Origin of the sequence: Flavobacterium fructosi (assembly GCF_042787335.1) — a bacterium.
Lineage (GTDB): Bacteria > Bacteroidota > Bacteroidia > Flavobacteriales > Flavobacteriaceae > Flavobacterium > Flavobacterium fructosi.
Map to the genome: position 1 here is coordinate 443,260 of NZ_JBHZQA010000002.1, position 24,913 is coordinate 468,172.

Consider the following 24,913-nt stretch of genomic DNA (forward strand, 5'->3'; position numbering starts at 1 on the left):
TGTGTTTTTTATATGTGAGCGTTTTTATCTTTATTTTTAATGTAAATCATTCCAACTACAAAGCTGACTGCAGCAATAACAATTGGATACCAAAGTCCTTCGAGATAAAATTCTGGATTTCCTGCTTCTTTTGCATTTATAACAAAATAGGTGGAGATAGCAGGAAGCAATCCTCCAAAAATTCCGTTTCCTACGTGATAGGGCAATGACATAGAAGTATATCTAATTTTCACTGGGAACATTTCTACCAAGAATGCTGCAATAGGGCCGTAGACCATAGTAACAAATAGCACTTGTATAAATATCAAAAAGATTAAAGTCCACTTGTCGTTCCAATTAATATTGATCGTTGTTTTGGTTTCAATTTTCGGTTTCCCATCAACGATCTTCGCTGCTCCCTTCTCTAAAGATACCGTTTTTACTTCAAGAAATTTAGTCCCGTCAGTATACTCTTTGCTAGTGGTATAAATGGAATCCATAGTTAGTTTCTTGTTCTCTTTCAGTTCAGAAACTACTTTTGTATTCGTAACAATTTCAGTTTTATTTTTTACAGATGTTGTTTCATACATTTGTTTGTAAATGGGTCTGTATAATAAAATGGCCAATAACATTCCTCCCATCATTATGTATTTTCTACCCACTTTGTCACTTAACCAACCAAATACAATGAAAAAGGGCGTTCCTAATATTAATGCAATTCCCAATAAAGTATCCACTTGAGAAGAGTCAATAGACATAACTGTTTTTAAGAAACTCATGGCGTAAAATTGACCGGTGTACCAGACAACCCCTTGTCCCATGGTAGCTCCAAATAAAGCCAATAAAACAAATTTTAAATTGTAACGATTTCCGAAACTTTCTTTTAACGGATTAGTACTTGTTTTTCCTTCTGATTTCGCTTTGGCAAAAACCGGAGATTCATCCATGTTTTTTCTAATTAAATAGGAAACTCCAACCATAATGATAGAAACCCAGAATGGAACTCTCCATCCCCATTCGTCAAATTGTTCAGGAGTAAGAACATTTCTAGTGGCTAAAATAACCATTAAGGAAATAAACAAACCAACCGTTGCCGTAGTTTGAATCCAGGAAGTCCAATATCCTCTTTGCCCGACTGGTGCATGTTCTGCCACATAAGTTGCGGCTCCACCATATTCGCCACCAAGTGCTAGACCTTGAAGCATTCGCAATATTAATACTAATAAAGGCGCCATAAAGCCAATGGTTTCATAACTGGGAATACAACCGATCAGGAAGGTAGCGCCACCCATTAGTAGCAAGGTAACCATGAAGGTATACTTTCGTCCAATTAAATCTCCTAATCTCCCGAAGAAAAGTGCTCCAAAGGGACGAACTACAAAACCAACTGCAAAAGTGGCTAGGGTTGCCAGGAAGGCTGCGGTTGGATTATCTGCCGGGAAAAATTTAGTTGAAATTACAACGGCTAAACTTCCAAAAATGTAGAAGTCATACCATTCAATCATTGTTCCCATGGAGGATGCGGAAATAACTTTCCAGATTCCTTTTGTTGATTTTTCTTTCATAAAATTGATATTATAGTGGTTTGGTTAATTATTTTAAAAGACATAGACACAGGAAACCATAGCTCTTAGGTTAGCAACGTCTTTTTTGTTAGTGGATGCTTTTGCGTATAAATCAGTATCACCCCATGTTGCTGTGGTGTATTCTAATTCTGGTGTAACTCTGAATTTGTTACTTTTGAAATCAATTCTTCCCGAAGCTCTCCAAACATTGTCTACTATTCTCGGTCCCGTAATAGCTCTGCCATATACTTGGGCAGTACTTCCAGCGGCAGTATTGGCTCCGTTATTTTTGGTAGTTCCAAAGAAAAAACCAGGAGCAATCGCTTTTGCGTTGCTTGCGATGTCAATCCAAAAAGAAGTTGTTTTTGTTGGATCGTAAGACTGAATTCCAGAAGTTGTAGATCCTGTAAAACCACCTAGCATCACCAGATTGTTTAAGTTGCCACCTGAAATTCCATAAGCTTTGATAATAATTTTGTCATTTGAATATTTAGCATAGCCAAATACGGAAGAGCTATTTACTTTTTCGGTAGTTACAATATTAGTTGCGCTAACTGTCAAAGGTTGCATTGACTTGTACTCCATTCCTGCGCCTAAAAACCAGTTTTTTCCTTTGTACTGAATTTGGCCATTCAAAGAAGGTAAAGCTGAATTGATTGAGGCTGAATTTTGAGTTCCTGTGGTGCCAAGAGCAAAAAATTCTCTTTCTTTATATGCGGTAGCGATTACAGTAACTTTTTTTGTTAAAGCTTGTTTTAATTTCACTTGGGTAGCCCATCCGAAAGGATTAAACATAATCCCAGTATTAAAGTTTGCAACACCAGGAAAAACTTCGGGGATGAAAGTTGGATACCAGGTTTGTCCCATGGTTAAGGATGTTTTAGACCAATCCATATTTACGTAGGCATGTCGTAATCTCAAAGTTCCAATAGTTCCATCTGTATTTCCGAAAAAGTCACCTTCAATATTTCCACTCATTTTTGCGCCCCAAACATCAGGGCCCTTGACTTTAATCCCAAATCGAGACGTTATCGATAAAAAGTTGGATTGTGATACTGCATTTGCATCTTTGCCGTTGACGTCTAATGCAACATCCAAAGGATATAAATTTAAATTGTCCTCGCGAACAGTTGCGGATTTTCTAGAATCGAAGATATAATCCGTTTTTACAAATCCATACAGGTTTATACTCCAATCTTTTTCAGCTGGCGCGGCAGGGGCAGTCTGAGAATATCCTTTAAGGGAAGAAATTCCAATCAAAAGGATAAGGCAATATTTTTTCATAATAAATAAGATTTGGTTAGGGGAAATGGTTAGTTTCAACACTGCCAAATTCTAATTTTTTGGTTTAAAAAAAAATTAAGTTATATATATGTGTAAAGTGATATAGTTAATCTTTAAAACGCTCCCATTTTATAAGCATAAATTTATCGCCAAGTTCCGTTATTATCATGCCGGCTCCTGAAAGCAATCCTTTGTTTTTTATATATTCTACCAGCTCTAAATGGTTAAAAATCTTGTAAGTAGGATGGTAATTAGCATGAGAGGGTTTTTTGATATTAAATGTCTTCACCCAATTACTTACCGTGACATGTGAAACGCCTATAATACGCTCTATTTCGCGATAACTTAGTCCTTCCAAGTAGAGTTGTAATGCTTTGGTAACGTAATAATCGTCTATCTTTTTCCCAATTTTGTTTACAGTAAAAAAATACTTACAATTTTTACATAAGTACCTTTGTTTGTTGTTGACTATGCCACTTTTTACTATGTGATTATTTTGACATTTCGGGCAGGTTAAAAGTTCCATGTATATAAATTTTGCATAAATATACTAATTTAGCAATTATTATTTTTAGCAATTCATAATAAAAAATAAAAATATTTACGGAACCCGCATTTATATTGGTAAAATTGGTTAATATCTCTGAAGTTGAAGTGTTTTTTGAAATTTATTTTTTTGGCTTGTAAAAACGAAAACTTACAATTAGGAACTTTGTTACATTTATAAAGTCTTAAACTAATGCTTTTTGATAGCGACTTTTTACTATTCAGAAACATTGTTGTCCGATAAAAAAGAAGCCAAATTAATGGCTTCTTAAAAAGAATCGTAATTTAGAATTGCAAAATTCAAATAACGATGAGTAAAAATAAGTATTTTTCGACTAAATCTGTTTTCGGACAGTTGATTTCTTTAATAGATGATTCAATGATTCAGGAAATAAAAAGGGTCTAGCTTTTTTCAGACTAAACCCTTAGATTCTACTAATATTAAATTTTTTAATACGCTTTCAAGTTTTAATCAACTCCTTTTAGAATTTCCCCGTTTGCGTGAACTACTAATTTACGAACTTCATTATTTTTTTTGATTTTTAGATGGTATTGTTTCTTGATTATATCACCATTTTCCTGAGAAAATAGAAATTTGTCGTTGATAATTTGCCAGCCTGGGAAGTCTTTGTAAATAGAATAAATCACTTTGCTGGGAAGTCGCACGTTTTGATAATTTTCTACAACTCGTGTTAACTTTCCATTCCCATTATAGGTTGCTGCCAAAGAGCCGTTTTTAGTTTCCATGGTCACTAAATAGCTGTCAAATCCTTCGTAATCTTTGCCCAGATTATAGCTAATAAATTGTTGCTGTAGTCCTCTGACGCTTGCATCAGGATTTTTGTCGGTTAAATAAACAGAGAAATCTTTTCCGGCACTCCGAATTACCACTTCAGGTAATTGTTCTAATGTAAGACTTCCTTCTTCTGAATCACTACTTTTCTTATCTTGGGAATAAGAGAGGGTCACAAACCCTGCAAAAAACAAAATTATAATAAATGATTTCATAACTTTCTTTATTAATATTAAATCACTAATCTTTAATACTAAAATAAATTACAAGGCTTTTGATTTACCTCCCCTTGCTGTTTTGATAATTTATTTTATTTCTTAATAAATTGTTGTACGGAATAGTTCTAATTTACATTTAATAACATTTGTTTAGTTTAGTAAAATTATGATTTTTAAGTAGGTAATACAGTTAATGAAATCTATCCTTACTGTTAAAAAAGACTAAGTTTTATCGCATTTTTTAAATAGGATTAGGGCGACGACTTACGATGGAAATAAAGCTTCAAAATAAGATTGCGTTAAATAAACAAAGAATTGAAACTTCTTGTAATTGATGATGCTTACGATTTGATAAATTACAGGAAAGGATTAAAAACAGAAAACCCGAATATTTCTATTCGGGTTTTGTGGTACCTCCAGGGATCGAACCAGGGACACATGGATTTTCAGTCCATTGCTCTACCATCTGAGCTAAGGTACCGTGCTTATTGCGGGTGCAAATATAGAATCATTTTTAGGATATCCAAAACATTTTTTTAAAAAAATCAATTCGTACCTTCGCAACATCAAAATATAAATTATGATTTTAACGGTTGACATAGGGAATACCAGAATTAAAGGTGCTGTTTTTGAGGGTAATACTCAAATTGATGCTTTTTTTTTTACTAAAATAGACTTTCGAAAAAAAATTGAAAATATTTTAAAAACACATCAAAAAATAACTGATTTGGTAGTTGCATCTGTTGGAGATGTTAAAAAGGAGCCTTTTTTGACGTTTAAAAAGGAACTAAATGTTCATTTTATATCACACGAGGATCCTTTTCCGTTTTCTAATGATTATGAAACTCCTTTGACATTGGGAATTGACCGAATGGTTCTCGCTGCCGGAGCGACATTTCAGTTTCCTGATCAAAACAGGTTGGTTATTGATGCCGGGACCTGTGTTACTTTTGATTTTATTGATGATATTAATAGATATCATGGTGGAGCAATTGCTCCGGGATTACGATTGCGGTATGAGTCATTGCATAATTTCACGGCAAAATTGCCCTTGTTAACCTTGGAAAGTCCTAAAGATTTAATTGGAAATTCAACTTCCGAATCAATTCATTCAGGAGTAGTTAATGGGTTGGTCTATGAGATTGATGGTTTCATAGATGAATATCGAGCCCGGTATTCAAATTTTATAATAATTTTAACGGGAGGAGATACAGATTTTTTGGCTAAACGATTAAAAAATACCATATTTGCCAATTCAAATTTTCTTTTGGAGAGTTTGAACCAAACATTTCAATATAAAATCAAAAATGATTAAAAAAATTATAATAAGCGCATGCTTACTTTTGTCACTTGTATCCATCGCTCAAGAGGGAACTTCATCTCCTTATTCTTTTTACGGAATTGGTGACATAAGATTTAAAGGAACGCTTGAAAATCGCTCTATGGCAGGAGTTGCGGTGGAACAAGATAGTATTCACATTAATTTAGAAAATCCAGCCAGTTTTTCGAGCTTAAAACTTACTACTTTTAGCATGGGAGGTACTTATGGGACTAAGACTTTTAAAACAAATACGGAGTCAGCTAATGCTCGCAGAACCACTTTAGACTATCTAGCTGTTGGTTTGCCTTTAGGAAAGTTTGGTATAGGTTTTGGATTAATTCCATATTCTTCTGTAGGGTATAGAATTCAAAAATTATCTTCAGAAGTAGGTGAAACCAACAAACGGTTAAGCGGGACTGGTGGTCTAAATAAAGTATTTCTAGGAATTGGGTACAAAATAACACCAAATTTCAGTATTGGTGCTGATGCAAATTATAATTTTGGTAAAATTGAAACTAATAGTTTAGAAATTATTACAAATGTCCCTTTAGGTACTCGTGAATTGAATAGCGCAGAGTTGTCAGGAGTGAATTTTAATATTGGAACAATGTACCAAGCTAAATTAAGTAAAAAATTATCTTTATACAGTAGTTTAAATTATACGATAGAAGGTAGTTTGACTTCTAAAAACACAAGAAATATATCCACGGTCGTTTATAACTCGACTTTTGATTTGTCTGTTGTGGATAGCTATGGGGAGCAAAAAACACAATCTGATGTGAGGTATCCAAGCAAAATATCATTTGGTATGGGAATTGGTGAATCAAAAAAATGGCTTTTAGGTGGGAAAATAGCATACCAGAAAACCTATGGTCAAGAGAATACCTATAATACAGCTAGTAATGTGGGGTATGGAAGATTCGGAAGTGTAAGTCTTGGAGGTTATTACATTCCGAACTATAATTCGTTTTCAAGTTACACGAAAAGAATTGTTTATAGAGCTGGACTTAAATATGAGAAAACAGGCTTGATGATTAATTCAGAGTCTATAAATGACATGGGATTAACTCTTGGATTTGGATTGCCAATAACAGGAAGTTTTTCTAATGTGAATTTAGGTTTTGAATTGGGTAAAAAAGGAACAACAAATGCAAATTTGATTCAGGAGAATTATGCTAATTTTAGTGTTGGTTTTTCCTTAAACGACAAATGGTTTGAGAAAAGAAAATTCAACTAGAGCCAAATAAGTAAATTTAATCACATTGCTTTGTCAAGTACAGCATATGACTTTACTAAAAAAACATACAATCTTTCCAGTAGTCACAGTTTTTGCTGTGACTCTGTTTTTTGGTTGCGAAAGTAATTTTAAAGAAGTACAAAAAATTAATTTTTCAGATTTTGTTCCTGGTGGCGATGCCGATAATGTAAATCTAAAATACACTGATTCAGGTTTGATTAAATCAATTTTGGTAAGTCCTAAAATGTTAGATTTTTCTAATGTTGAGTTTCCTTTTACTGAATTTCCTAAAGGAATTGATGTAACTTTATATGATAATAAAGCAAAGAGAACATTTATAACTGCCAATTATGCGGTTTCCTACAAGTTGACAAATATTATTGATTTGCAGGGAAAAGTAAAAATTAAATCAGAGAACGGGCAGATGCTCGAAACGGAACAATTGTATTACGATCAAAAAAACGAATGGTTTTTTACGGAGAAAAAATTCAAATTAACAGACCTTAAAGGTTCTTCTAACGGACAAGGCATCGATTTCAGTAAAGATTTCAAAGTGATCAATTCACAGAGAATCTCCGGTGAGTTTGAATCTGCCCAATAACTTATAAATTCTAATTATGACTTACTTAAAATACGTGCCTTATTTCTATTTGGTTTTTGCAGTTTTCTTTCTCTATGACGGCGTTACAAAGTTTTATGATCCTGCTGCAACACCTTGGCTAAGTTTTGGGATAGCGGCCGTAGCGGTATTTATGTTTTTCTTCCGAATGAAATTTGGAAAAAAATTTGAAGACAGAAGTAAAAAATCCTAAATTATGGAAATTAGTATCATAATATTGTGTTTAATACTATGTGCCTTTTTTTCAGGAATGGAGATTGCTTTTATTTCTTCCAATAAAATTTATCTTGAAATAGAAAAAAAGCAAGATAATTTTCTCTCTAGAATACTTACTAAACTTACCGAAAAGCCTTCTAAATTTATTGCAGCTATGCTGATTGGAAACAATATTGCGTTAGTGATATATGGGTTTTTTATGGGCGGGTTATTGATGCGTTGGGTTGAATCCTTTGGTTATCATTTTTCAAGTCTACTGGATTTGTTAGTCCAAACTATTCTTTCCACTCTAATAGTTTTGATTACTGCAGAGTTTTTGCCTAAAGTATTCTTTCAGATTTATGCCAATACGTTAATAAAATTTTTTGCTGTTCCAGCTTACGTTTTTTACGTTTTATTCTATTTTATTTCTACTTTTTTTATCTGGGTTTCCGATTTTGTTTTGAAAAAATTCTTTAAAACCGAAGGCGATCAGGCACAGGTATATTTTAGCAAAGTGGAGCTTGGGAATTACATAACAGAACAAATGAGTGCTGTTGAGGATAATGAAGAAGTAGATTCAGAAATACAAATGTTTCAAAAAGCTTTAGAATTTTCGGGGGTGAAAGCTAGAGACGTGATGAGTCCCAGAACTGAAATCGTTGCGATTGATTTATATGATTCGATGGATGAATTGAATAAATTGTTCATTGAAACTGGGTATTCAAAAATTGTAGTTTATGAGAATTCTTTGGATGATATTGTAGGTTACGTACATTCATTTGATTTATTCAAAAAACCGAAGAGTATTAAAGAAATTGTAATTTTGGTAGAGTTTGTGCCAGAAACAATTTATATCAAAGACGCCATGGATTTGCTGACTAAAAAGCGAAAGAGTGTTGCCGTTGTGCTGGATGAATATGGCGGAACTTCCGGAATTATTACGATAGAAGATATTGTCGAAGAGCTTTTTGGAGAAATAGAAGATGAACACGATTCAGAAGAAGAATTAATCGAAAAAGAGCTTGGGGATGATACCTATCTTTTTTCGGCTCGTTTTGATGTCGAATATCTAAATCAAACCTATAAACTTAATATTCCGGAGAGAGATTCTTATGGTACACTTGGTGGTTTTATTGTTGATTTTACCAAGGAAATTCCGCAAAAAGGGACTGTAATTACCATTGGGACCTTTCATTTTGTCATAGAAGAGGCCACAAATAAAAAAATAGAATTAGTGAAAATGGCGGTGCGAGAGTAGTTTTTTTTATAAAATTAAAAATTCTTTCAAAATAAAACGCTACTAGTATAATTATTAATTAGATAATTGTATTTTCGCAAACTGAATATAAAAATTAACAACAATAGAAATGGCAGTTTTAGCAAAAATTAGACAACGTTCCGCTTTATTGATAGCAGTTATTGCACTTGCATTATTTGCATTTATAATACAAGATCTTATCGGTAAAGGAGGCTTTGGTAAAAGTACAAAGGATGTAGGAAGTATCAACGGAAAAGATATTGCCTTCGAGGATTTTAGAATCAAAGTAAGCAATGTTGAGAAAAGTGGTCAAGGGATTACTTCAACAGCCGCAGCAAACAGAGTTTGGGATCAGGAAGTTTCTATAGCTTTATTGTCTTCAGAATTTGATAAATTAGGATTAAGAGTAGGTGAAAAACACATACTTGAAGTTTTAAAAGCAGATGAAAATATTGGTAAAAATCCATTGTTCTTGAATGCAGCAGGGATGTTTGATATTGCAAAATTCAAAGAGTATTTTAAATCAAATCCTGCACAAGCGCAATATTTGAAAGATAGAGAGAAAGATGCGGAATTGAATGCGAAATATCAAATTTATAATACACTGATTAAAGCGGGTATTTATACTACGGAGAGCGAAGGAAAAATGAAATATGAAATGGAAGCCAACAAAGTAAATTTTGCTTACGTAGCTGGTTTGTATTCTACGATTAAAGACAGTGATGTAAAAGTAACTGATGCTGAAATTGTAGATTTCATGAAGAAAAACGAAAAGAAATTCAAAGCTGACGAATCTCGTGAAGTAGAATATGTTTTGATTGAAGACAAAGCTTCGAAAGAAGATGAAGATGAGGTTAAATCTAAAATAAATGGATTGTTGTCTGGAAGAGTAGTGTATAATCAGGCAACTGGTAAAAATGATACCTTACCAGGATTTAGAAATGCGACTAACACAATTGAGTTTGTAAATTCGAATTCAGATGTTCCTTACGATTCAACTTACATAGCTAAAAAAGATTTGCCGGCAGTTGATGCAGACAAATTATTCAATCTTGCATCAGGTGAGGTTTACGGCCCTTATATGTTTGGAAAATACTACTGTATTTCTAAATCAATGGGAATGAAGGCAGGTGTAAATGCAAAAGCAAGCCATATTTTAATTAGCTATGAAGGAACACAGGTTCCTAACAAAAAAGAGAAAAGAACAAAAGAGGAAGCGAAAGCTAAAGCAGAATCTATTTTAGCTCAAGTGAATGCAAATCCGGATAGTTTCTTGATGTTAGCGTTTACTAATTCAGATGATTCTTCAGCACAACAAGGTGGTGACTTAGGTTATTTTGGTCCAAATCAAATGGTGAAACCTTTCAATGATTTTGTTTTCAATAACGGAATTGGAAAAGTTGGTTTAGTAGAAACTCCTTTCGGTTTTCATATTATCAAAATTACGGACAAACAAGACGGAATTCGTTTAGCAACTGTTGCTCAAAAAATTGAAGCGTCGGAAGTAACTTCTGATAAAGTGTTTACTCAAGCGACTAAATTTGAAATGGACGCAACGGATAAAGATTTTGGCAAAATTGCAAAAGACATGAAGCTTACGGTAGCTGCTCCACTAACTTTAAAAGGTATGGACGAGACTTTTGGACCTTTAGGAAACCAAAGATCTATAGTTAGATGGGCATTTGAAGACGATACTAAAGTAGGTGCTGTAAAAAGATTTGAAGTAGCTAATTTAGGGCATGTAATTGCAAAACTTAAAAATGTAGATAAATCTGGTTTAGTAACAGTTACATTAGCGAGACCTTATGTAGAGCCAATTCTTAAAAATAAGAAAAAAGCGGAATTGATCAAAGCTAAAATGACAGGTTCTTCATTAGAAGCTATCGCAAAAGCTACTGGTGCAAAAATTCAACAAGCATCTGATATAACTATGGAAAATCCAATGTTAGTGGGTGCAGGGTTAGAGCCTAAAGTTGTAGGAAATGCATTTGAATTAGCTGCAAACAAAACATCTGCTCCTATTGAAGGAAATACAGGAGTTTATGTTGTGAAAAACACGAGTACAGTAAAAGCGCCTTCTTTGAAAGATCATGCTCCATATGTGGCTAAGTTAAAAGCACAGGCTGCCTCTGATGTGAATAGAGTTATTCCAGCATTGAAAAGCAGTGCTAAAATTGAAGACAACAGAAAACAATTCAATTACTAATATCTTACAAGTAATTAATTCAAATAGAAATCCCGATACATTTTTAGTGTATCGGGATTTTGTTTTTAATAAAGTTTTGTTTGAAAGCTTGAACAGAATTTAAGATCAAAATTAAAATAGTATCATTTCGTTATAAGGAATAACTGTATGGTAGCCTTTTGAACTAAAATATTCGTTAGGATTTTCATCAGAAATTGCCATAACAAAATCACCTCCCCAAGCGCCAAGGCTTTTTATCGTGCCATTAAAATCAGGAAACAAAGATTCTTTTACGGTTTGCATTTCCAAAAGGGTACTCATATTAACCTCGTGCTTTTCTATCGCCAAAGCAAATGCTTTAAGGGTAGTTGCTTTCAAAGCGTCAAAAGTTATTTTGTCGTTTAAAGCAATTGTTCTGACCAAATTGTGTTTTTTATTAATGTTATAAGTTGCTATTGCGGTTTTACTGCTTTGCTTTTTGTTCAGATAGACAAAATAGAGGTCTTTAGTAAACCAAGGACTAAAAACGATTTTTTCAATAATGGGTTTTCCTTGTTCTAAATGATATAAAATAGGAGTGTCGTTTTGAGCACAGGCAATATCGTAGCCACTTCCTCCAAAACTGTTATTAAGCAGCGTAAAAGCATTAATGTGCAACCATTGGGCAATATTGTTTATCAAAGTAGACGAGGTGCCTAGACCCCAGCTTTTAGGAAATCCAAGTTCGGTGGTAATTGTGTATCCTTCTGAAAGATTTATAAAATCAGGATTTAATACAAAAGCTTCGTGTAAAATAGCAATTAATGTTGATTTAACGGATTCATTTTCTAAATTTCTTTCTTTTGAAATATCATAGAATGAAATGGTATCTTCAAACCATATGCTACCATCAGAGTCGAAACTTGTCCACTGTATTTCTTTATTATTTCCTTTTTCTACAATTAAATTTTGTCCCAATTTTGTGGGTAAAGCAAAAGCTTTGGCGCCATCCAAAACTAGATATTCACCTGTGATCAAAAGTTTTCCGTTACTGTAGAATGTTTGTTTCATTATTCTTGTTTTAATCCCTGTCAGGTTTCTGAATGCTGACAGGTATGTCGGAAATCAGTTTTACTTTCTTAGATTTTCAATAAAGTCAACAACCGCATTATGAGAAACTACATTGTGTTTGAAATGTTTTTGTATCAAAACACGTTCCTTGTCAGTGGCCTCAAACTGATTGATGATATTGTTTAAATGCATTTTCATGTGCCCTTCCTGAATTCCTGTTGTGGTCAAGGAACGCAAAGCAGCAAAATTTTGAGCTAAACCTGCAACGGCCACAATCTGCATTAATTCCTTTGCAGATGGTTTCTTAAGCATTTCCAGAGAAAATTTCACCAAAGGGTGTAAAGTGGTTAGTCCGCCGATAGTTCCCAAGGCTAAAGGAATTTCCAGCCAAAAAGTAAAAATACCATTCTCAATTTTTGCATGCGACAAACTGGAATATTTTCCGTTTCGAGAGGCATAAGCGTGAATTCCTGCTTCGACAGCACGGAAGTCATTCCCGGTAGCAAGTACCACTGCATCGATTCCGTTCATAATTCCTTTGTTGTGAGTTACGGCTCGGTAGGGTTCGACTTCAGCGATTTGAACGGCCTGAACGAATTTCTCGGCAAATTCTTTTGGGTGCTGTATGTGTTTTTCTGTTAATTCCTCAATTGGGCAGGAAACTTCAGCACGAACAAGACAGTTAGGAACGTAATTAGAAAGAATACTCATTACAACATGAATGTCCTTTTCTTTTTCTGAAAATAATTCATAAGTGGTAGCTTCTTCTTTTAATGTTTTAGCAAATTGCTCCAAACAAGAATTGATAAAATTGGCTCCCATACTGTCTTTAGTTTCAAAAGTAGCATGAAGTTGAAAATAATTTGGCAGCAAGTCGGTTTTGTCGTTTAGAACAATATCGAGAATTCCACCACCTCTTTTTTGCATATTTTTGGTAATGCTTTCCGTTTCGGTAAAAAAGACAGCTTTGGTTTGGGCAAAAAATAAGTTGAGTTTGGAGACATCGCCGTTATAAATAAAGTGGACTTGGCCAATTTTTTCGGTATTGATAACTGTTGCTTTAAATCCGCCACGAGTGGACCAAAATTTAGCCGTTTTTGAAGCTGCAGCTACTACAGAACTCTCTTCAATAGCCATAGGAATAGTGCTGTATTGGCCGTTAATTAAGAAATTTGGCGCAATTCCTAATGGAATATAAAAGTTGGTGATTGTGTTTTCGATGAATTCATCGTGCAGTTGTTGTGTTTTTTTGTCGGAATTCCAATAGTTTTTCAGCAATGCGATTGCTTCTGTTGGAGTAGAAAAGTATTCGTTGGCAATCCAGTTTATTTTTTCTTCTTTGGATAATTTAGAAAATCCCGTTACTGCATTATTCATTCTCAAGAGATTATGTGATGTTTAGTTGCAAAGATACGGTTTTAGCGCTTTTATTTACCTCAAATTATATTCATTAAATTGTTGTTTTTAATATTGCTTTTTACATTTAACATAATAAATAGCCGTTAATTGTAATTTTTTCACTAAAATTGACGGTTTTTATCTTTAAATCTATCTTATGAATTCAAATAGAATTACAGTCTTACTTTTATTCTTGTGTTTTACTGTTTTTGGACAGCAAAAAATCACAATTGATGAAGTTTTTAATGGCACTTTTCGTGCGGAAGGAATGGATGAATTGCAATCCATGAAAAATAGCAATCAATATTCAGTTTTAAATTTTGACCAGGCCTCTAAAAGTATGCAGGTTAATTTATATGATTTTGCTACGTTGAAAAAAGTGGCAGTTTTGATTGACACTAAAGATCATAAGGAATTGCCTGCGATTGATAGTTATACATTTGACGCTGAAGAAAAAATGATTTTGTTAGCTTGCAATACCAAACAAATTTTCCGTCATTCTTTTACAGCAGATTATTATTTATATAACATAGCAACTAAACAACTAAAGAAGTTATTTGATTTTCAGGTTCAGGAACCAACTTTCTCTCCTGATGGAAAAAAGATAGCTTACGCTAAAGAGAATAACTTATATGTATACGATTTAGCTGTAAATCAATCGGCTCCAATCACTACTGATGGCAAGAAAAATGCCATTATAAACGGGATTACGGATTGGGTTTATGAAGAAGAATTTGCATTCGTAAAAGCATTCGATTGGAGTACAGACAGTAAAAAGTTAGCTTACATTCGTTTTGACGAAAGTCAAGTGCCGGAATTTTCTATGTCAATCTTTCACAAAGATTTGTATCCAACAGTTGAAACATTCAAATACCCTAAAGCAGGTGAAAAAAATTCAGAAGTTTCTTTGCACATTTATGACGTAAATGCTAATGCAACCAAAAAGGTTAATTTAGGCAAATACAATGATTTTTACATTGCAAGAATGAAATGGACAAACAATTCTAATGTTTTGTCAGCACAGGTACTGAATCGTCATCAAGATAATTTAGATGTTTTGTTTATTGATGGGAATTCAGGAGATGCAAAAGTGGTTTTGAATGAAAAAGATAAAGCGTATGTAGATGTGACGGATAATTTAACGTTCCTGAAAGACAATAGTTTTATTTGGACTAGTGAAAAAGACGGTTTTAATCATATTTATCTATATGATAAAAATGGGAAACTAAAAAAACAAGTTACCGCAGGAAAATGGGAAGTGACCAATTATTATGGTTTTGATGAAAAAACCAATACTGTATTTTATCAATCAGTGGAGAATGGTACAATTAACAGAGATGTTTACAGAATAGGTCTTGACGGAAAAAACAAAGTAAGGCTGACCAAGAATGTTGGGGCAAATGCTGCTGTTTTTAGTCCAAACTATCAATATTATATCAATACTTTTTCAACAGCAACACAGCCCACAATCTATACGTTGAATGAAGCTAAAGCGGGTAAACAAATGCAAGTTATTGAAAACAATGAAGCATTAGCAGCAAAATTGAAAGCGTATAATTTGCCTTCAAAAGAGTTTTTTGTTTTGAAAACAGAAAAAGGAAATGAGTTAAATGCTTGGATCATGAAACCAAAAGATTTTGATGCTACCAAAAAATATCCCGTATTTATGATTCAATATTCAGGACCTGGATCACAACAAGTAGTAAATCAGTGGGGTAGTTCTAATGAGTATTGGTTTATGATGTTAGCACAACAAGGCTATATTGTGGCTTGCGTTGATGGTCGCGGAACTGGTTTTAAAGGAGCTGATTTTAAAAAATGTACTCAAAAACAGTTAGGTAAATTCGAAGTAGAAGATCAAATTGATGCCGCCAAAGTGATCGGAAATTACGCCTTTGTTGACAAAGCAAATATTGGAATTTGGGGTTGGAGTTATGGTGGATTTATGGCTTCTAATTGTATAATGAAAGGGAATGATGTTTTTAAAATGGCGATTGCGGTTGCTCCGGTAACGAATTGGAGATTTTATGACAGTATTTACACAGAAAGATACATGCAAACACCACAAGAAAATGCTAGTGGTTATGATGAAAATTCTCCAATAAATCATGTAGAAAAACTTAAAGGAAAGTTTTTATTGATACACGGTTCAGGAGACGATAATGTGCATGTTCAAAATTCGATGCAAATGATGGAAGCATTAATTCAAGCAAACAAGCAATTTGATTCTCAGATTTATCCTGACAAAAACCACGGAATTTATGGTGGTAAAACCAGAATACAATTGTACACTAAAATGACTAATTTCATTAAAGAAAATTTACAAACTAAAACAATAACTTCAAAACAAACAATATGATAGAAACACAGGTAAAAACAGCACATCCAAAAGGTCTTTGGGTATTGTTTGGAACAGAAATGTGGGAGCGCTTCAATTTCTATGGAATGCGGGCAATTTTAACCCTGTTCCTTATCAATTCATTAATGATGAAAGAGGCAGATGCTTCTATTATTTATGGAGGTTTCTTAGGACTTTGTTATTTGACACCAATGTTAGGAGGATTCGTTGCCGATCGTTTTTTTGGAAATAGAAATTGTATTTTACTTGGAGGTTTAATGATGGCTATTGGACAGTTATTATTGTTCACCAGTGCTAGTATTTTTGGTACAAACTTAAGTCTTGCCACTACATTAATGTGGTCGGCTTTAGGGATTATCATTTTTGGGAACGGTTTTTTTAAACCAAATATTTCAAGCATGGTGGGAAGTTTGTATCCAAAACAAGAAAAAAGTAAACTGGACACTGCTTTTACCATTTTCTACATGGGTATAAATTTAGGGGCTTTTCTAGGACAATTAATTTGCCCATTAATAGGGGATATTAAGGACGCAAACGGAATTAGAGATATTCATGCTTTTAAATGGGGATTTCTTGCTGCTTCTATTGCTATGTTAATAGGGACGTTAGTGTTTTATTTCTTGAAAAATAAATACGTGATAACACCAGAAGGAAGACCTTTAGGAGGATTGCCATCTAAAAATGAAGCATCAGATTTTGAAGAAGGAGAAGCGCAAAAAGCGGTGTTCTCTGTAAAATCTTTAGTAATGGCAGTAATTGCATTTGTTGCTTTGTTTTTTGCTTTTAGATATTTATTGGGAGGTGAAAATTTTATTAAAACAGTAATTTATCCAATTATCTATGCAAGTGGTTTGACCTTGGCAGGATTAATTATATCAGATACTTCGCTGACTAAAATAGAAAGAGACAGAATTTTCGTAATTTATATCGTTGCCTTTTTTATTATTTTCTTCTGGGCAGCTTTTGAACAAGCGGGATCTTCATTGACTTTTATCGCGGATAACCAAACCGACAGAAATTTCTTTGGATGGAATATGCCACCGTCGATGGTTCAAATTTTTAACGGTCTTTTCGTATTCTCGTTTGCACTTCCTTTCAGTATTCTTTGGGATAAATTGAGAGCTTCTGGAAAAGAACCAATTTCGCCCGTAAAACAAGCTATCGGTTTAGGGTTAATCGCTTTGAGTTATTTTATCTTGGCTTACAATGTGAAGGATTTAGGAAACAGCGGACTTTTAGGTATCAAATGGTTAATTTTAATGTACCTAATTCAGACTTTTGCTGAATTATGTTTGTCGCCAATTGGATTGTCATTGGTAGGCAAATTATCTCCAAAACGTTTTTCTTCTCTTTTATTCGGGGTTTTCTTTTTATCCAATGCAGCAGGATACGCGTTAGCAGGAACTTTAGGTTCAATTATTCCTGCAACGGGAGATAAATTTATTAAAGCAAAAGAATTAGGAATTGATTTACAAGCCGTTTTAGATAAAACAATAACACCAACGACAGAACAATTAAAGTTGTTATCAGACAATCAGTTGAGCGATCATAATCCAGTATTTGCAGGTTTTGAAATTCATAATTTATTTGAATTTTTCATGGTTTTTGTTGTTTTAACAGGACTTGCAGCTGTAATACTATTTGCATTGACACCAGTTTTGAAAAAAATGATGCATGGTGTTCGATAATACGAAAAAAATAAGTTAATATCTTTCAAACCTACAAGAATTCTTTTAGGTTTGTTTTTTTAAATACTTCGCAAATGGCTCAAAATGTAACAATAGAAGAAATACAAAATTTCAAAGGCAAGTATCCAAAGCAATTGTGGTATTTATTTTTTAGTGAAATGTGGGAACGTTTCAGTTTTTATGGTATGCGAGGAATGTTGGTTATTTTTATGGTGAACCAATTAAATATGAATGCTGTAAATGCTAATTTGCAGTACGGCGCTACTCAGGCTTTTGTTTATGCTTTTACTTTTATTGGAGGGATGTTTGCTGATAAAATTTTGGGTTTTAGAAAATCATTGTTTTGGGGAGGGATTTTAATGATTGCCGGAAGTGTTATTTTGGCATTAGATCCTCATCAGTTTTTCTTTATCGGAATTAGTTTTACTATTATAGGGACTGGTTTTTTTAAACCAAATATTTCTACTATGGTGGGACGTTTGTATAAAGACGATGATAATAGGAGAGATGCCGGTTTTTCTTTTTTCTATATGGGAGTAAATCTTGGCGCTCTGATTGGCGGTTATTTGTGTATTGCTGTGGCTAATGGGTCCATGATGTCTGCTATTGTCCCCGAACATTTAAGATGGAACGTTGCTTTTGGATTTGCTGCAATTGTTATGGTCATAAGTTTATTGACTTTTGTCCAAACTCAAAAAAGCTTAGGAGACATTGGAATTTCACCTTTGTTAAGTCTGGAAAATTCTAGAATAAAAGTTTATGAATACGGTACTTACCTTGGTTCACTTGCCGTTATTCCGGTCATAATTTTATTAGTTTCTAATTCGGGCTATACTGATATATTTATGTACATTATTGGTCCTTGTTCTTTGTTGTACTTACTTTTTGAAATGAGAAATTTTTCTGCTTCCGAGAATAAAAAATTGCTTGCTGCACTAGTGTTTGTTTTGTTTTCTATTATTTTTTGGGCATTTTTTGAACAAAGCGGGGGCTCATTAAGTCTTTTTGCAGAGAGTAATTTAAGTAAAACGGTTTTAGGTGTGCCGTTAGATCCTAACGGTGTAAATAATTCGGCTAATTCATTCTTTGTAATTGCTTTTGCTGCACTTGTTGGATTAGTGTGGCTATGGATGAGTAAACGAAAAATTGAACCTAATACCGTGGTAAAATTTGGATTAGGCTTTTTGTTTCTTGCAGGTGGTTTTTATATTTTTTATTACACAAAATTCTTTGCTAACGTGAATGGTGTTACCTCCCTGGATTTGTTCACTTTTGGCTGGTTTATTATCACTTTTGGCGAGTTGTGTTTATCACCAATTGGAATGTCCGCTATGACAAAATTATCGCCTCAGAAAGTGCAAGCCGTAATGATGGGAATGTGGTTTCTTGCCAGTGCATATGGGCAGTATTTTGCTGGATTATTAGGAGCGAATATTGCCGGAGCTTCTGAAAATTCCACTAATCTTGAAAAATTAATTGTTTATGCCGATGGATACAAGCAATTAGCCATTTACGCTTTAATCGCAGGGGTACTTTTAATTGTTATTTCACCCTTGGTAAAAAAATTAATGCAAGAAGTAAGATAGCCGACATTTATGGTATTATTTTTGTTTAAATTTGTATAAAAATTGAGTAATTATGAAAAAAATATATTTAATAACAGTATTCTTTTTAGGAATCATTTCGTCACAAGCGCAAGAGTTAAAATGGCATACCAATGTTAAAGAAGCAATAGCTATTGGTAATAAAGAGAAAAAACCTTTGTTGATGTTTTTTACAGGAAGTGACTGGTGTGGCTGGTGTATACGATTGCAAAAGGAAGTCCTTAAAACGCCTGAGTTTGAGAAGTGGGCGAGCGAAAATGTAATTCTGGTAGAGTTAGATTATCCAAGAAGAACACCTCAAACTCCAGAAATCAAACAGCAGAATAATGAATTGCAACAAGCTTTTTCGATTCAAGGTTTTCCAACTATTTGCTTTGCAAATGGAACTAATAAAGACGGAAAAGTCAATTTTGAAGGGTTAGGAACTACAGGATATGTCGCTGGAGGTCCAGCTGCTTGGCTTGAAGTCGCAAATGGTATTTTGAAAAAGAAATAATTTTTAATTCAATTTATAGAATCCCTTTTCACCAGTAGCGTGAAAAGGGATTTTTTGTTTAGCACAAGTTGCTTTCCAAAGCTTCTGAATTGTTTTATAGTTGGATGCGTCAGCGACAACTATTCTAGGAGACACAGTTTGAAAAAGTCGTTCCAGATTTATTTTCGGAGATTGGATAAGCAGTAAAATGTCAGGCTTTATATTTTTAGGATAAATACCAAAACTATCGACAATCATAATTTTCTTTCCGTTGAAAAAAGCAGTATTTTGAAGTCTTTTTTTTGTTTTCAAAACACTAAAATTACCAACCAAATAAGAGTTTAGAGTGCTGTTTTTTCTGGAGATTTTTAAAATACTGTCGTTTGCGTACATAATGACATCATTGCTATTTCGCTCAGTAATTAATGTGTGTTTTTTTAAATTGAATACAACCCATTCTTGCTGGTTTTGAATGTTATATCGATTTTGCAAAAATGATGTTTGTAAAATGACAATGGTAATCAGTAAGAAAATCAATTTATTAAAACTTGGTTTCTTAAACCAAATTACTGCTGCAATAATCAACAAGTAACTACTGATTAAAGGGGAATAAGTAAAGGAGATATTATGAATTATGAATTGTTCCAAAGACGCGATTGAATTAATTATCTTATTCAAATAATAGATACTCCATTCCAAAAGTTTAGCAAACACAAAAGGAACATAACCAAATGCTGCCAAAACCATAACCACAACGCCTAAAACCATTATAATGCTGAGCAGTGGGATAATGACTAAATTAGTGACAAAGAACAATCCCGGAAATTGATGGAAGTAATAAATGCTTAAAGGTAAAGTGCCGATTTGAGCGGCAAAGGAAACAGTCAGAATATCCCAAATATATTTTGTAATCTTATTTTTTGGTAACCATATAGATGCTAAAAGCGGTTGCAACCAAATGATAAAAAACAGAGCGATATAACTTAATTGAAATCCAACATCAAATAAGAATGAGGGTTCGAAAAGCAATATAATTAGTATGGAAACGAGTAAGGTATGATAAATGTTTACACTTCTTCGTAGATGATTTCCTATTGCGACGAACGAAAACATGGTTACAGAACGAACTACCGATGGTGCTAGACCTGCAATTATGCCAAAGAGGAACAATGAGGATAGAATAATTATCAACTTAAAGAGTGAACCTCGTTTTGTGTTGGGTAGAGGTGTGAGAATAAAAGTTACAAAAAGTAATATAAACCCAATATGTAATCCGGAAACCGACAATATATGTATGGCACCAGCGTATTGATAATCCCGAATAATTTCAGGTGAAATATCTTGTTGTTGTCCTAGAATTAGAGCAATGGCAACATTTAGTTCTGTTTTATGAAAGTCGCTTTGCTCTAAATTACGAATGATTTTAGATCTTAATTTGGAGGTATAGTACCAAATGTTTTTATCGGTTTCAGTTCCAGTTTTTATTTCATCAGACTCAGTGTAAAGTTGCGCAAATATTTGCTTGTTTTCAAGGTATTTACTATAGTCAAATTGGTTTGGGTTATTTGGAGGACTATTTTTATGTAAGGTAGTTTTGATTTGTAAAATATCGCCTATCTCAAATACATGTCGTAAACTGTCTTTTCGAACATTTAGGATTATCCTGCCCGTGCTTTCTAATTTGCCTATACGGTTTACAACAGCAATATAACGGTCATTAGCTGCAGAACTTTTTAGTTTCTCTCTCAGGGTTATGACAAGTAAATGAGGCTTTTCATAAATGGAGCTATAATGTATATAATTACTTTTTTGATAAAAATCATTATGCGTGATATGCGTAATCATACCAATATAAAACCATAGTAAACAAGAGGTTAGGCTAAAATATAGCGGATGAATTATATTTTTTCGTGATAAAAACCAAGTAATTCCTAAAACCGAAAATGTAACGAATAGTAAAAAAAATACTGTTTGTGGATTTAATTTTGCGTAAAATGCAGCAATTATGCCTAGAACGAAACCAACTGTTATTCTCGCTAAAGGGAATTGGAACACTTTCATGTTTCTAAAGTACACTTTTTTTAGTAAGAAATAACTTTGTATTTAAAAATAATTGAAATGAAGCTTTAATTTATTGGGCCAAATTAGTCAACTACTATAAAATTCTATTTAACTGAGCATATGTTCTTTTATAGTAAGACTCTTTTGTTGAGGAAATAATCACTCCTTTTGAGGTAGAGGAATGTATGAATATTATTTCGTCATCATTGACCTCAATGACCATTCCCACATGATTAATTTGAGTTTTTCCATTTGTTTTAAAAAAGATTAAATCTCCTTTTTTGGCTTCTTCTCGATCAATAACCACTCCTGTTTTTGATTGTTGATAAGAAGAGTGTGGCAGTTGAACATTGTGCGAGTTGAAAATAGTGCATATTAATCCGGAACAATCGTAACCAGCTTTTGTAGTGCCCGCGTATTGATATTTAATTCCTATGTTTTCAGTTGCAGTATCGATTAGTTCTTCTATCAAACGACTAGTGTTCCTCTTTTCTGATTTTGTGTAATTCTCTTTTTTTGAAGTTATAACCGCAGCTGTGGGTTTACAGGAAGTAAAAAGGAGAACTAATAAAGAAAGATACAGTAAGTGTTTCAAAAGTTTTTGTTTTTGTAAAATAATAAAGTCTATCAAACAACTGAAATTACTGCAAATCAGCAACAATTAATTTTGCTGTTTTGGTACTTGCTCCAATTCCGCCAAGTTTCGCCTCTAATAACTCATATTCTTTTAAAATAGTACTTCGATGAGTGGATTCAAGTATTTTTTTTAATTCCTCTCGAATGCGTGTAGTAGAACAGTCTTCCTGAATTAATTCCGTTACCACTTCTTTATCCATGATCAAATTGACTAGTGAAATGTACTTCAGCGTAACGATCCGTTTTGCAATTTGGTAAGAAGCCCAGCTTCCTTTATAGCATACAACTTCAGGAACCTTGAATAGTGCTGTTTCTAATGTTGCCGTACCGGAAGTGACTAATGCGGCCGTCGTATTTTGCAATAAATCATAGGTTTTGTTTGATATAAACTTTATGTTTTCATTTGAAATGAATTTTTCATAAAATGAATATTCCTGACTTGGCGCACCCGCAATTACAAATTGATAATCAGGAAAATTATCGACCACGCTAAGCATCACGGATAACATTTTTTTAATTTCCTGTTGTCTGCTACCAGGCAAAATAGCGATGATAGGTTTTTCGTTTAATTGATTTTCTTTTCTGAAAACAGTACCGTCAATTGGTGTTTGGTTATGAATCGCGTCAATCAATGGATGGCCTACAAACTCAACGGGAAAATGATGCTTGTCTTCGTAAAAACTTTTTTCGAATGGTAAAATGACATACATTTTATCTATGTCACGTTTGATTTCAGTAATTCGATTTTCTTTCCAAGCCCAAATTTGGGGAGAAATATAGTAATGATTTTTGAAACCGCATTCTTTCGACCATTTTGCAATTCGCAAATTGAAACCAGGGTAATCTATGAAAATAATTACATCGGGCTGAAAACCAATGATGTCTTTTTTGCATATTTTGATGTTATTTAAAATAGTTTTTAAATTAAAAATGACTTCAACAAAGCCCATAAAAGCTAATTCTCGATAATGTTTTACTAAAGTGCCGCCAACATTTCGCATCAAATCGCCGCCCCAAAACCGAATATCAGCATTGGGATCTTCTATGTAAAGTGCTTTCATCAAATTAGAACCATGTAAATCGCCGGACGCTTCACCTGCTATAATGTAGTATTTCATTTTTTATGTTGTGTTTGGAGTTCTTTACGTGTCGAAATGAATCTCAAATCAGAATTATTTTAGAATGCTATCTAATGAAACAAAGGTATTATTTTTTTTGTTTTTTAAACAAACAAAGAAAGAAGCGCTAAAAATAGGACTGCCAAAATGACTCCGCGTGCCATTAGTTCTTTATTTAATTTGAGTAAAATTGCAAATGCTACCAAATCAAGTATGGATCCAAGGGTGATTATTTTACCTAGTTTTCCTTCAAATTTCATAAGTTGTATGCCACCTAAAAAGGTATAATCAGTAAAAAAAGTGATGAAAATGAAGCATCCTAATAGGGATGCTAAAAGACCAATTATAAATCCAGTCAACAAATCTATTTTATTCATTCCAATTCCAAGTGTTAAGTTGTTGTGTTGCGTGATGTGCTGTCATATCAAACTGCACTGGAACAACTGAAATATATCCGTTTTTCAATGCCCATTCATCTGTGTCTTCGCCATGATCCTGGTTTATAAATTCACCTGTAAGCCAATAATAGTCTCTGCCTTGTGGTGTTTTACGCTTGTCGAATTTTTCCATCCAAATAGCTTTAGCTTGACGGCAAATTTTAATACCCTTTATCTCCTTCTCCTTCAATTTCGGAAAATTTACATTCAAAACAACTCCTTCGGGCAGTTTGTTTTCAAGAACTTCCAATGTTATTTTTTTGATAAATGGCTTTATGTCTTGAAAATTTGCATTCCAATCAAAATCTAATAATGAAAATCCAATGGCCTGTATTCCTTCAATACCAGCCTCAACAGCAGCACTCATCGTTCCGGAGTAGATAACATTTATCGAAGAATTAGAACCGTGATTGACACCCGATACGCATAAATCTGGTTTCCTTTTCAGAATTTCACTGACCGCAAATTTTACGCAATCTACTGGAGTACCAGAGCAACTGTATTCAGTGATGGTATCACCTTCCTTTGAAAGTTTGTTCAAATAAAGCGTGTCGTTTATTGTAATTGAATGACCTGTAGCGCTTTGTGGAGAATCAGGAGCGACAACAATGACTTCACCAATTTCTGCCATTACCGCTATTAATGCTCGAAGTCCTGGTGCAGAAATGCCATCATCATTGGTAACTAATATTAAAGGTTTAGCTTGTTTTGTCATTTTTTATTTTTAAGAAAAGATTTTTAATTCACAATTTATAGAACAAATGTAGTTACACAAAACGGTATTTTATAAACAAAAAATATAAAATTTATGAACTTGATTTATTATAGCCAAAACAAAAAAAACATTTTTATATCTTTAACAAAAAATTATGCAGCACTTGTTG

The 24,913-nt window shown here is 33.5% G+C and carries 21 protein-coding genes and 1 tRNA gene; 10 read left to right on the plus strand and 12 right to left on the minus strand.

The features are described 5' to 3' along the window. Nucleotides 1-8 precede the first annotated feature (8 nt). From ACFX5D_RS04830 to ACFX5D_RS04850, 5 genes are all read right to left on the minus strand, one after another. Nucleotides 9-1,544: an MFS transporter gene (locus ACFX5D_RS04830; protein WP_379857116.1), complete on the minus strand. Its 1,536-nt coding sequence runs from the start codon at nt 1,542-1,544 to the stop codon at nt 9-11. Between the two features lie 33 nt (nt 1,545-1,577). Further along, nucleotides 1,578-2,828, minus strand: a complete 1,251-nt coding sequence (locus ACFX5D_RS04835; protein WP_379857117.1) for a DcaP family trimeric outer membrane transporter — start codon at nt 2,826-2,828, stop codon at nt 1,578-1,580. Nucleotides 2,829-2,934: 106 nt separating this feature from the next. Then, a complete protein-coding gene (locus ACFX5D_RS04840; RefSeq protein ID WP_379857118.1) occupies nt 2,935-3,354 on the minus strand; it encodes a transposase-like zinc-binding domain-containing protein in 420 nt (139 codons plus the stop codon). Between the two features lie 488 nt (nt 3,355-3,842). Further along, entirely contained in the window at nt 3,843-4,382 is a 540-nt protein-coding gene (locus tag ACFX5D_RS04845; protein WP_379857119.1) for a hypothetical protein, read from the minus strand. A 411-nt stretch (nt 4,383-4,793) separates the two neighbouring features. Further along, nucleotides 4,794-4,866, minus strand: a tRNA-Phe gene (locus ACFX5D_RS04850). Nucleotides 4,867-4,965: 99 nt separating this feature from the next. Here ACFX5D_RS04850 and ACFX5D_RS04855 point away from each other — a divergent pair. From ACFX5D_RS04855 to ACFX5D_RS04880, 6 genes are all read left to right on the plus strand, one after another. Continuing rightward, entirely contained in the window at nt 4,966-5,700 is a 735-nt protein-coding gene (locus ACFX5D_RS04855) for a type III pantothenate kinase (RefSeq protein WP_379857120.1), read from the plus strand. Beyond that, nucleotides 5,693-6,943: a hypothetical protein gene (locus ACFX5D_RS04860; protein ID WP_379857121.1), complete on the plus strand. Its 1,251-nt coding sequence runs from the start codon at nt 5,693-5,695 to the stop codon at nt 6,941-6,943. The genes ACFX5D_RS04855 and ACFX5D_RS04860 overlap by 8 nt, the downstream gene beginning before the upstream one ends. Before the next feature lie 46 nt (nt 6,944-6,989). Beyond that, nucleotides 6,990-7,544: an LPS export ABC transporter periplasmic protein LptC gene (gene lptC / locus ACFX5D_RS04865; RefSeq protein WP_379857122.1), complete on the plus strand. Its 555-nt coding sequence runs from the start codon at nt 6,990-6,992 to the stop codon at nt 7,542-7,544. A gap of 16 nt (nt 7,545-7,560) precedes the next feature. Beyond that, nucleotides 7,561-7,755, plus strand: a complete 195-nt coding sequence (locus ACFX5D_RS04870) for a hypothetical protein (RefSeq protein WP_379851890.1) — start codon at nt 7,561-7,563, stop codon at nt 7,753-7,755. Between the two features lie 3 nt (nt 7,756-7,758). Next, nucleotides 7,759-9,018 carry a hemolysin family protein gene (locus tag ACFX5D_RS04875; RefSeq protein ID WP_379857123.1) on the plus strand — a complete coding sequence of 420 codons (1,260 nt, stop codon included), beginning with the start codon at nt 7,759-7,761 and terminating at the stop codon, nt 9,016-9,018. 109 nt (nt 9,019-9,127) lie between these two features. Then, nucleotides 9,128-11,224, plus strand: a complete 2,097-nt coding sequence (locus ACFX5D_RS04880) for a peptidylprolyl isomerase (protein ID WP_379857124.1) — start codon at nt 9,128-9,130, stop codon at nt 11,222-11,224. Between the two features lie 111 nt (nt 11,225-11,335). On the opposite strand, the gene ACFX5D_RS04885 is transcribed toward ACFX5D_RS04880, so the two are convergent. Beyond that, nucleotides 11,336-12,253: a GYDIA family GHMP kinase gene (locus ACFX5D_RS04885; protein WP_379857125.1), complete on the minus strand. Its 918-nt coding sequence runs from the start codon at nt 12,251-12,253 to the stop codon at nt 11,336-11,338. A gap of 60 nt (nt 12,254-12,313) precedes the next feature. Then, nucleotides 12,314-13,630 (minus strand): hydroxymethylglutaryl-CoA reductase, degradative, encoded by a 1,317-nt coding sequence (locus ACFX5D_RS04890; protein WP_379857126.1) that lies wholly within the window; start codon nt 13,628-13,630, stop codon nt 12,314-12,316. 178 nt (nt 13,631-13,808) lie between these two features. On the opposite strand from ACFX5D_RS04890, the gene ACFX5D_RS04895 reads away from it, so the two are divergent. The 4 genes from ACFX5D_RS04895 (at nt 13,809) to ACFX5D_RS04910 (ending at nt 19,798) form a co-directional block, all read left to right on the plus strand. Continuing rightward, on the plus strand, nt 13,809-16,010 hold the full coding sequence (locus tag ACFX5D_RS04895; protein WP_379857127.1) for a S9 family peptidase: 2,202 nt from the start codon (nt 13,809-13,811) through the stop codon (nt 16,008-16,010). Beyond that, nucleotides 16,007-17,698 (plus strand): peptide MFS transporter, encoded by a 1,692-nt coding sequence (locus tag ACFX5D_RS04900; protein ID WP_379857128.1) that lies wholly within the window; start codon nt 16,007-16,009, stop codon nt 17,696-17,698. The genes ACFX5D_RS04895 and ACFX5D_RS04900 overlap by 4 nt, the downstream gene beginning before the upstream one ends. 74 nt (nt 17,699-17,772) lie before the next feature. Continuing rightward, nucleotides 17,773-19,284: a peptide MFS transporter gene (locus ACFX5D_RS04905; RefSeq protein WP_379857129.1), complete on the plus strand. Its 1,512-nt coding sequence runs from the start codon at nt 17,773-17,775 to the stop codon at nt 19,282-19,284. A gap of 52 nt (nt 19,285-19,336) precedes the next feature. Further along, nucleotides 19,337-19,798: a thioredoxin family protein gene (locus ACFX5D_RS04910; protein ID WP_379857130.1), complete on the plus strand. Its 462-nt coding sequence runs from the start codon at nt 19,337-19,339 to the stop codon at nt 19,796-19,798. Between the two features lie 3 nt (nt 19,799-19,801). On the opposite strand, the gene ACFX5D_RS04915 is transcribed toward ACFX5D_RS04910, so the two are convergent. From ACFX5D_RS04915 to surE, 5 genes are all read right to left on the minus strand, one after another. Continuing rightward, the gene (locus ACFX5D_RS04915; RefSeq protein ID WP_379857131.1) at nt 19,802-21,838 is read right to left on the minus strand and encodes a ComEC/Rec2 family competence protein; all 2,037 of its coding nucleotides are present in this window, start codon (nt 21,836-21,838) and stop codon (nt 19,802-19,804) included. Nucleotides 21,839-21,932: 94 nt separating this feature from the next. Beyond that, complete coding sequence (locus ACFX5D_RS04920; RefSeq protein ID WP_379857132.1) at nt 21,933-22,433, minus strand: C40 family peptidase; 501 nt, start codon at nt 22,431-22,433, stop codon at nt 21,933-21,935. A 46-nt stretch (nt 22,434-22,479) separates the two neighbouring features. Beyond that, complete coding sequence (lpxB, locus tag ACFX5D_RS04925) at nt 22,480-23,592, minus strand: lipid-A-disaccharide synthase (protein ID WP_379857133.1); 1,113 nt, start codon at nt 23,590-23,592, stop codon at nt 22,480-22,482. Nucleotides 23,593-23,696: 104 nt separating this feature from the next. Continuing rightward, nucleotides 23,697-23,969: a hypothetical protein gene (locus tag ACFX5D_RS04930; RefSeq protein ID WP_103998292.1), complete on the minus strand. Its 273-nt coding sequence runs from the start codon at nt 23,967-23,969 to the stop codon at nt 23,697-23,699. Beyond that, on the minus strand, nt 23,962-24,744 hold the full coding sequence (gene surE, locus ACFX5D_RS04935) for a 5'/3'-nucleotidase SurE (RefSeq protein WP_379851877.1): 783 nt from the start codon (nt 24,742-24,744) through the stop codon (nt 23,962-23,964). The genes ACFX5D_RS04930 and surE overlap by 8 nt, the downstream gene beginning before the upstream one ends. Nucleotides 24,745-24,913: the final 169 nt, after the last annotated feature.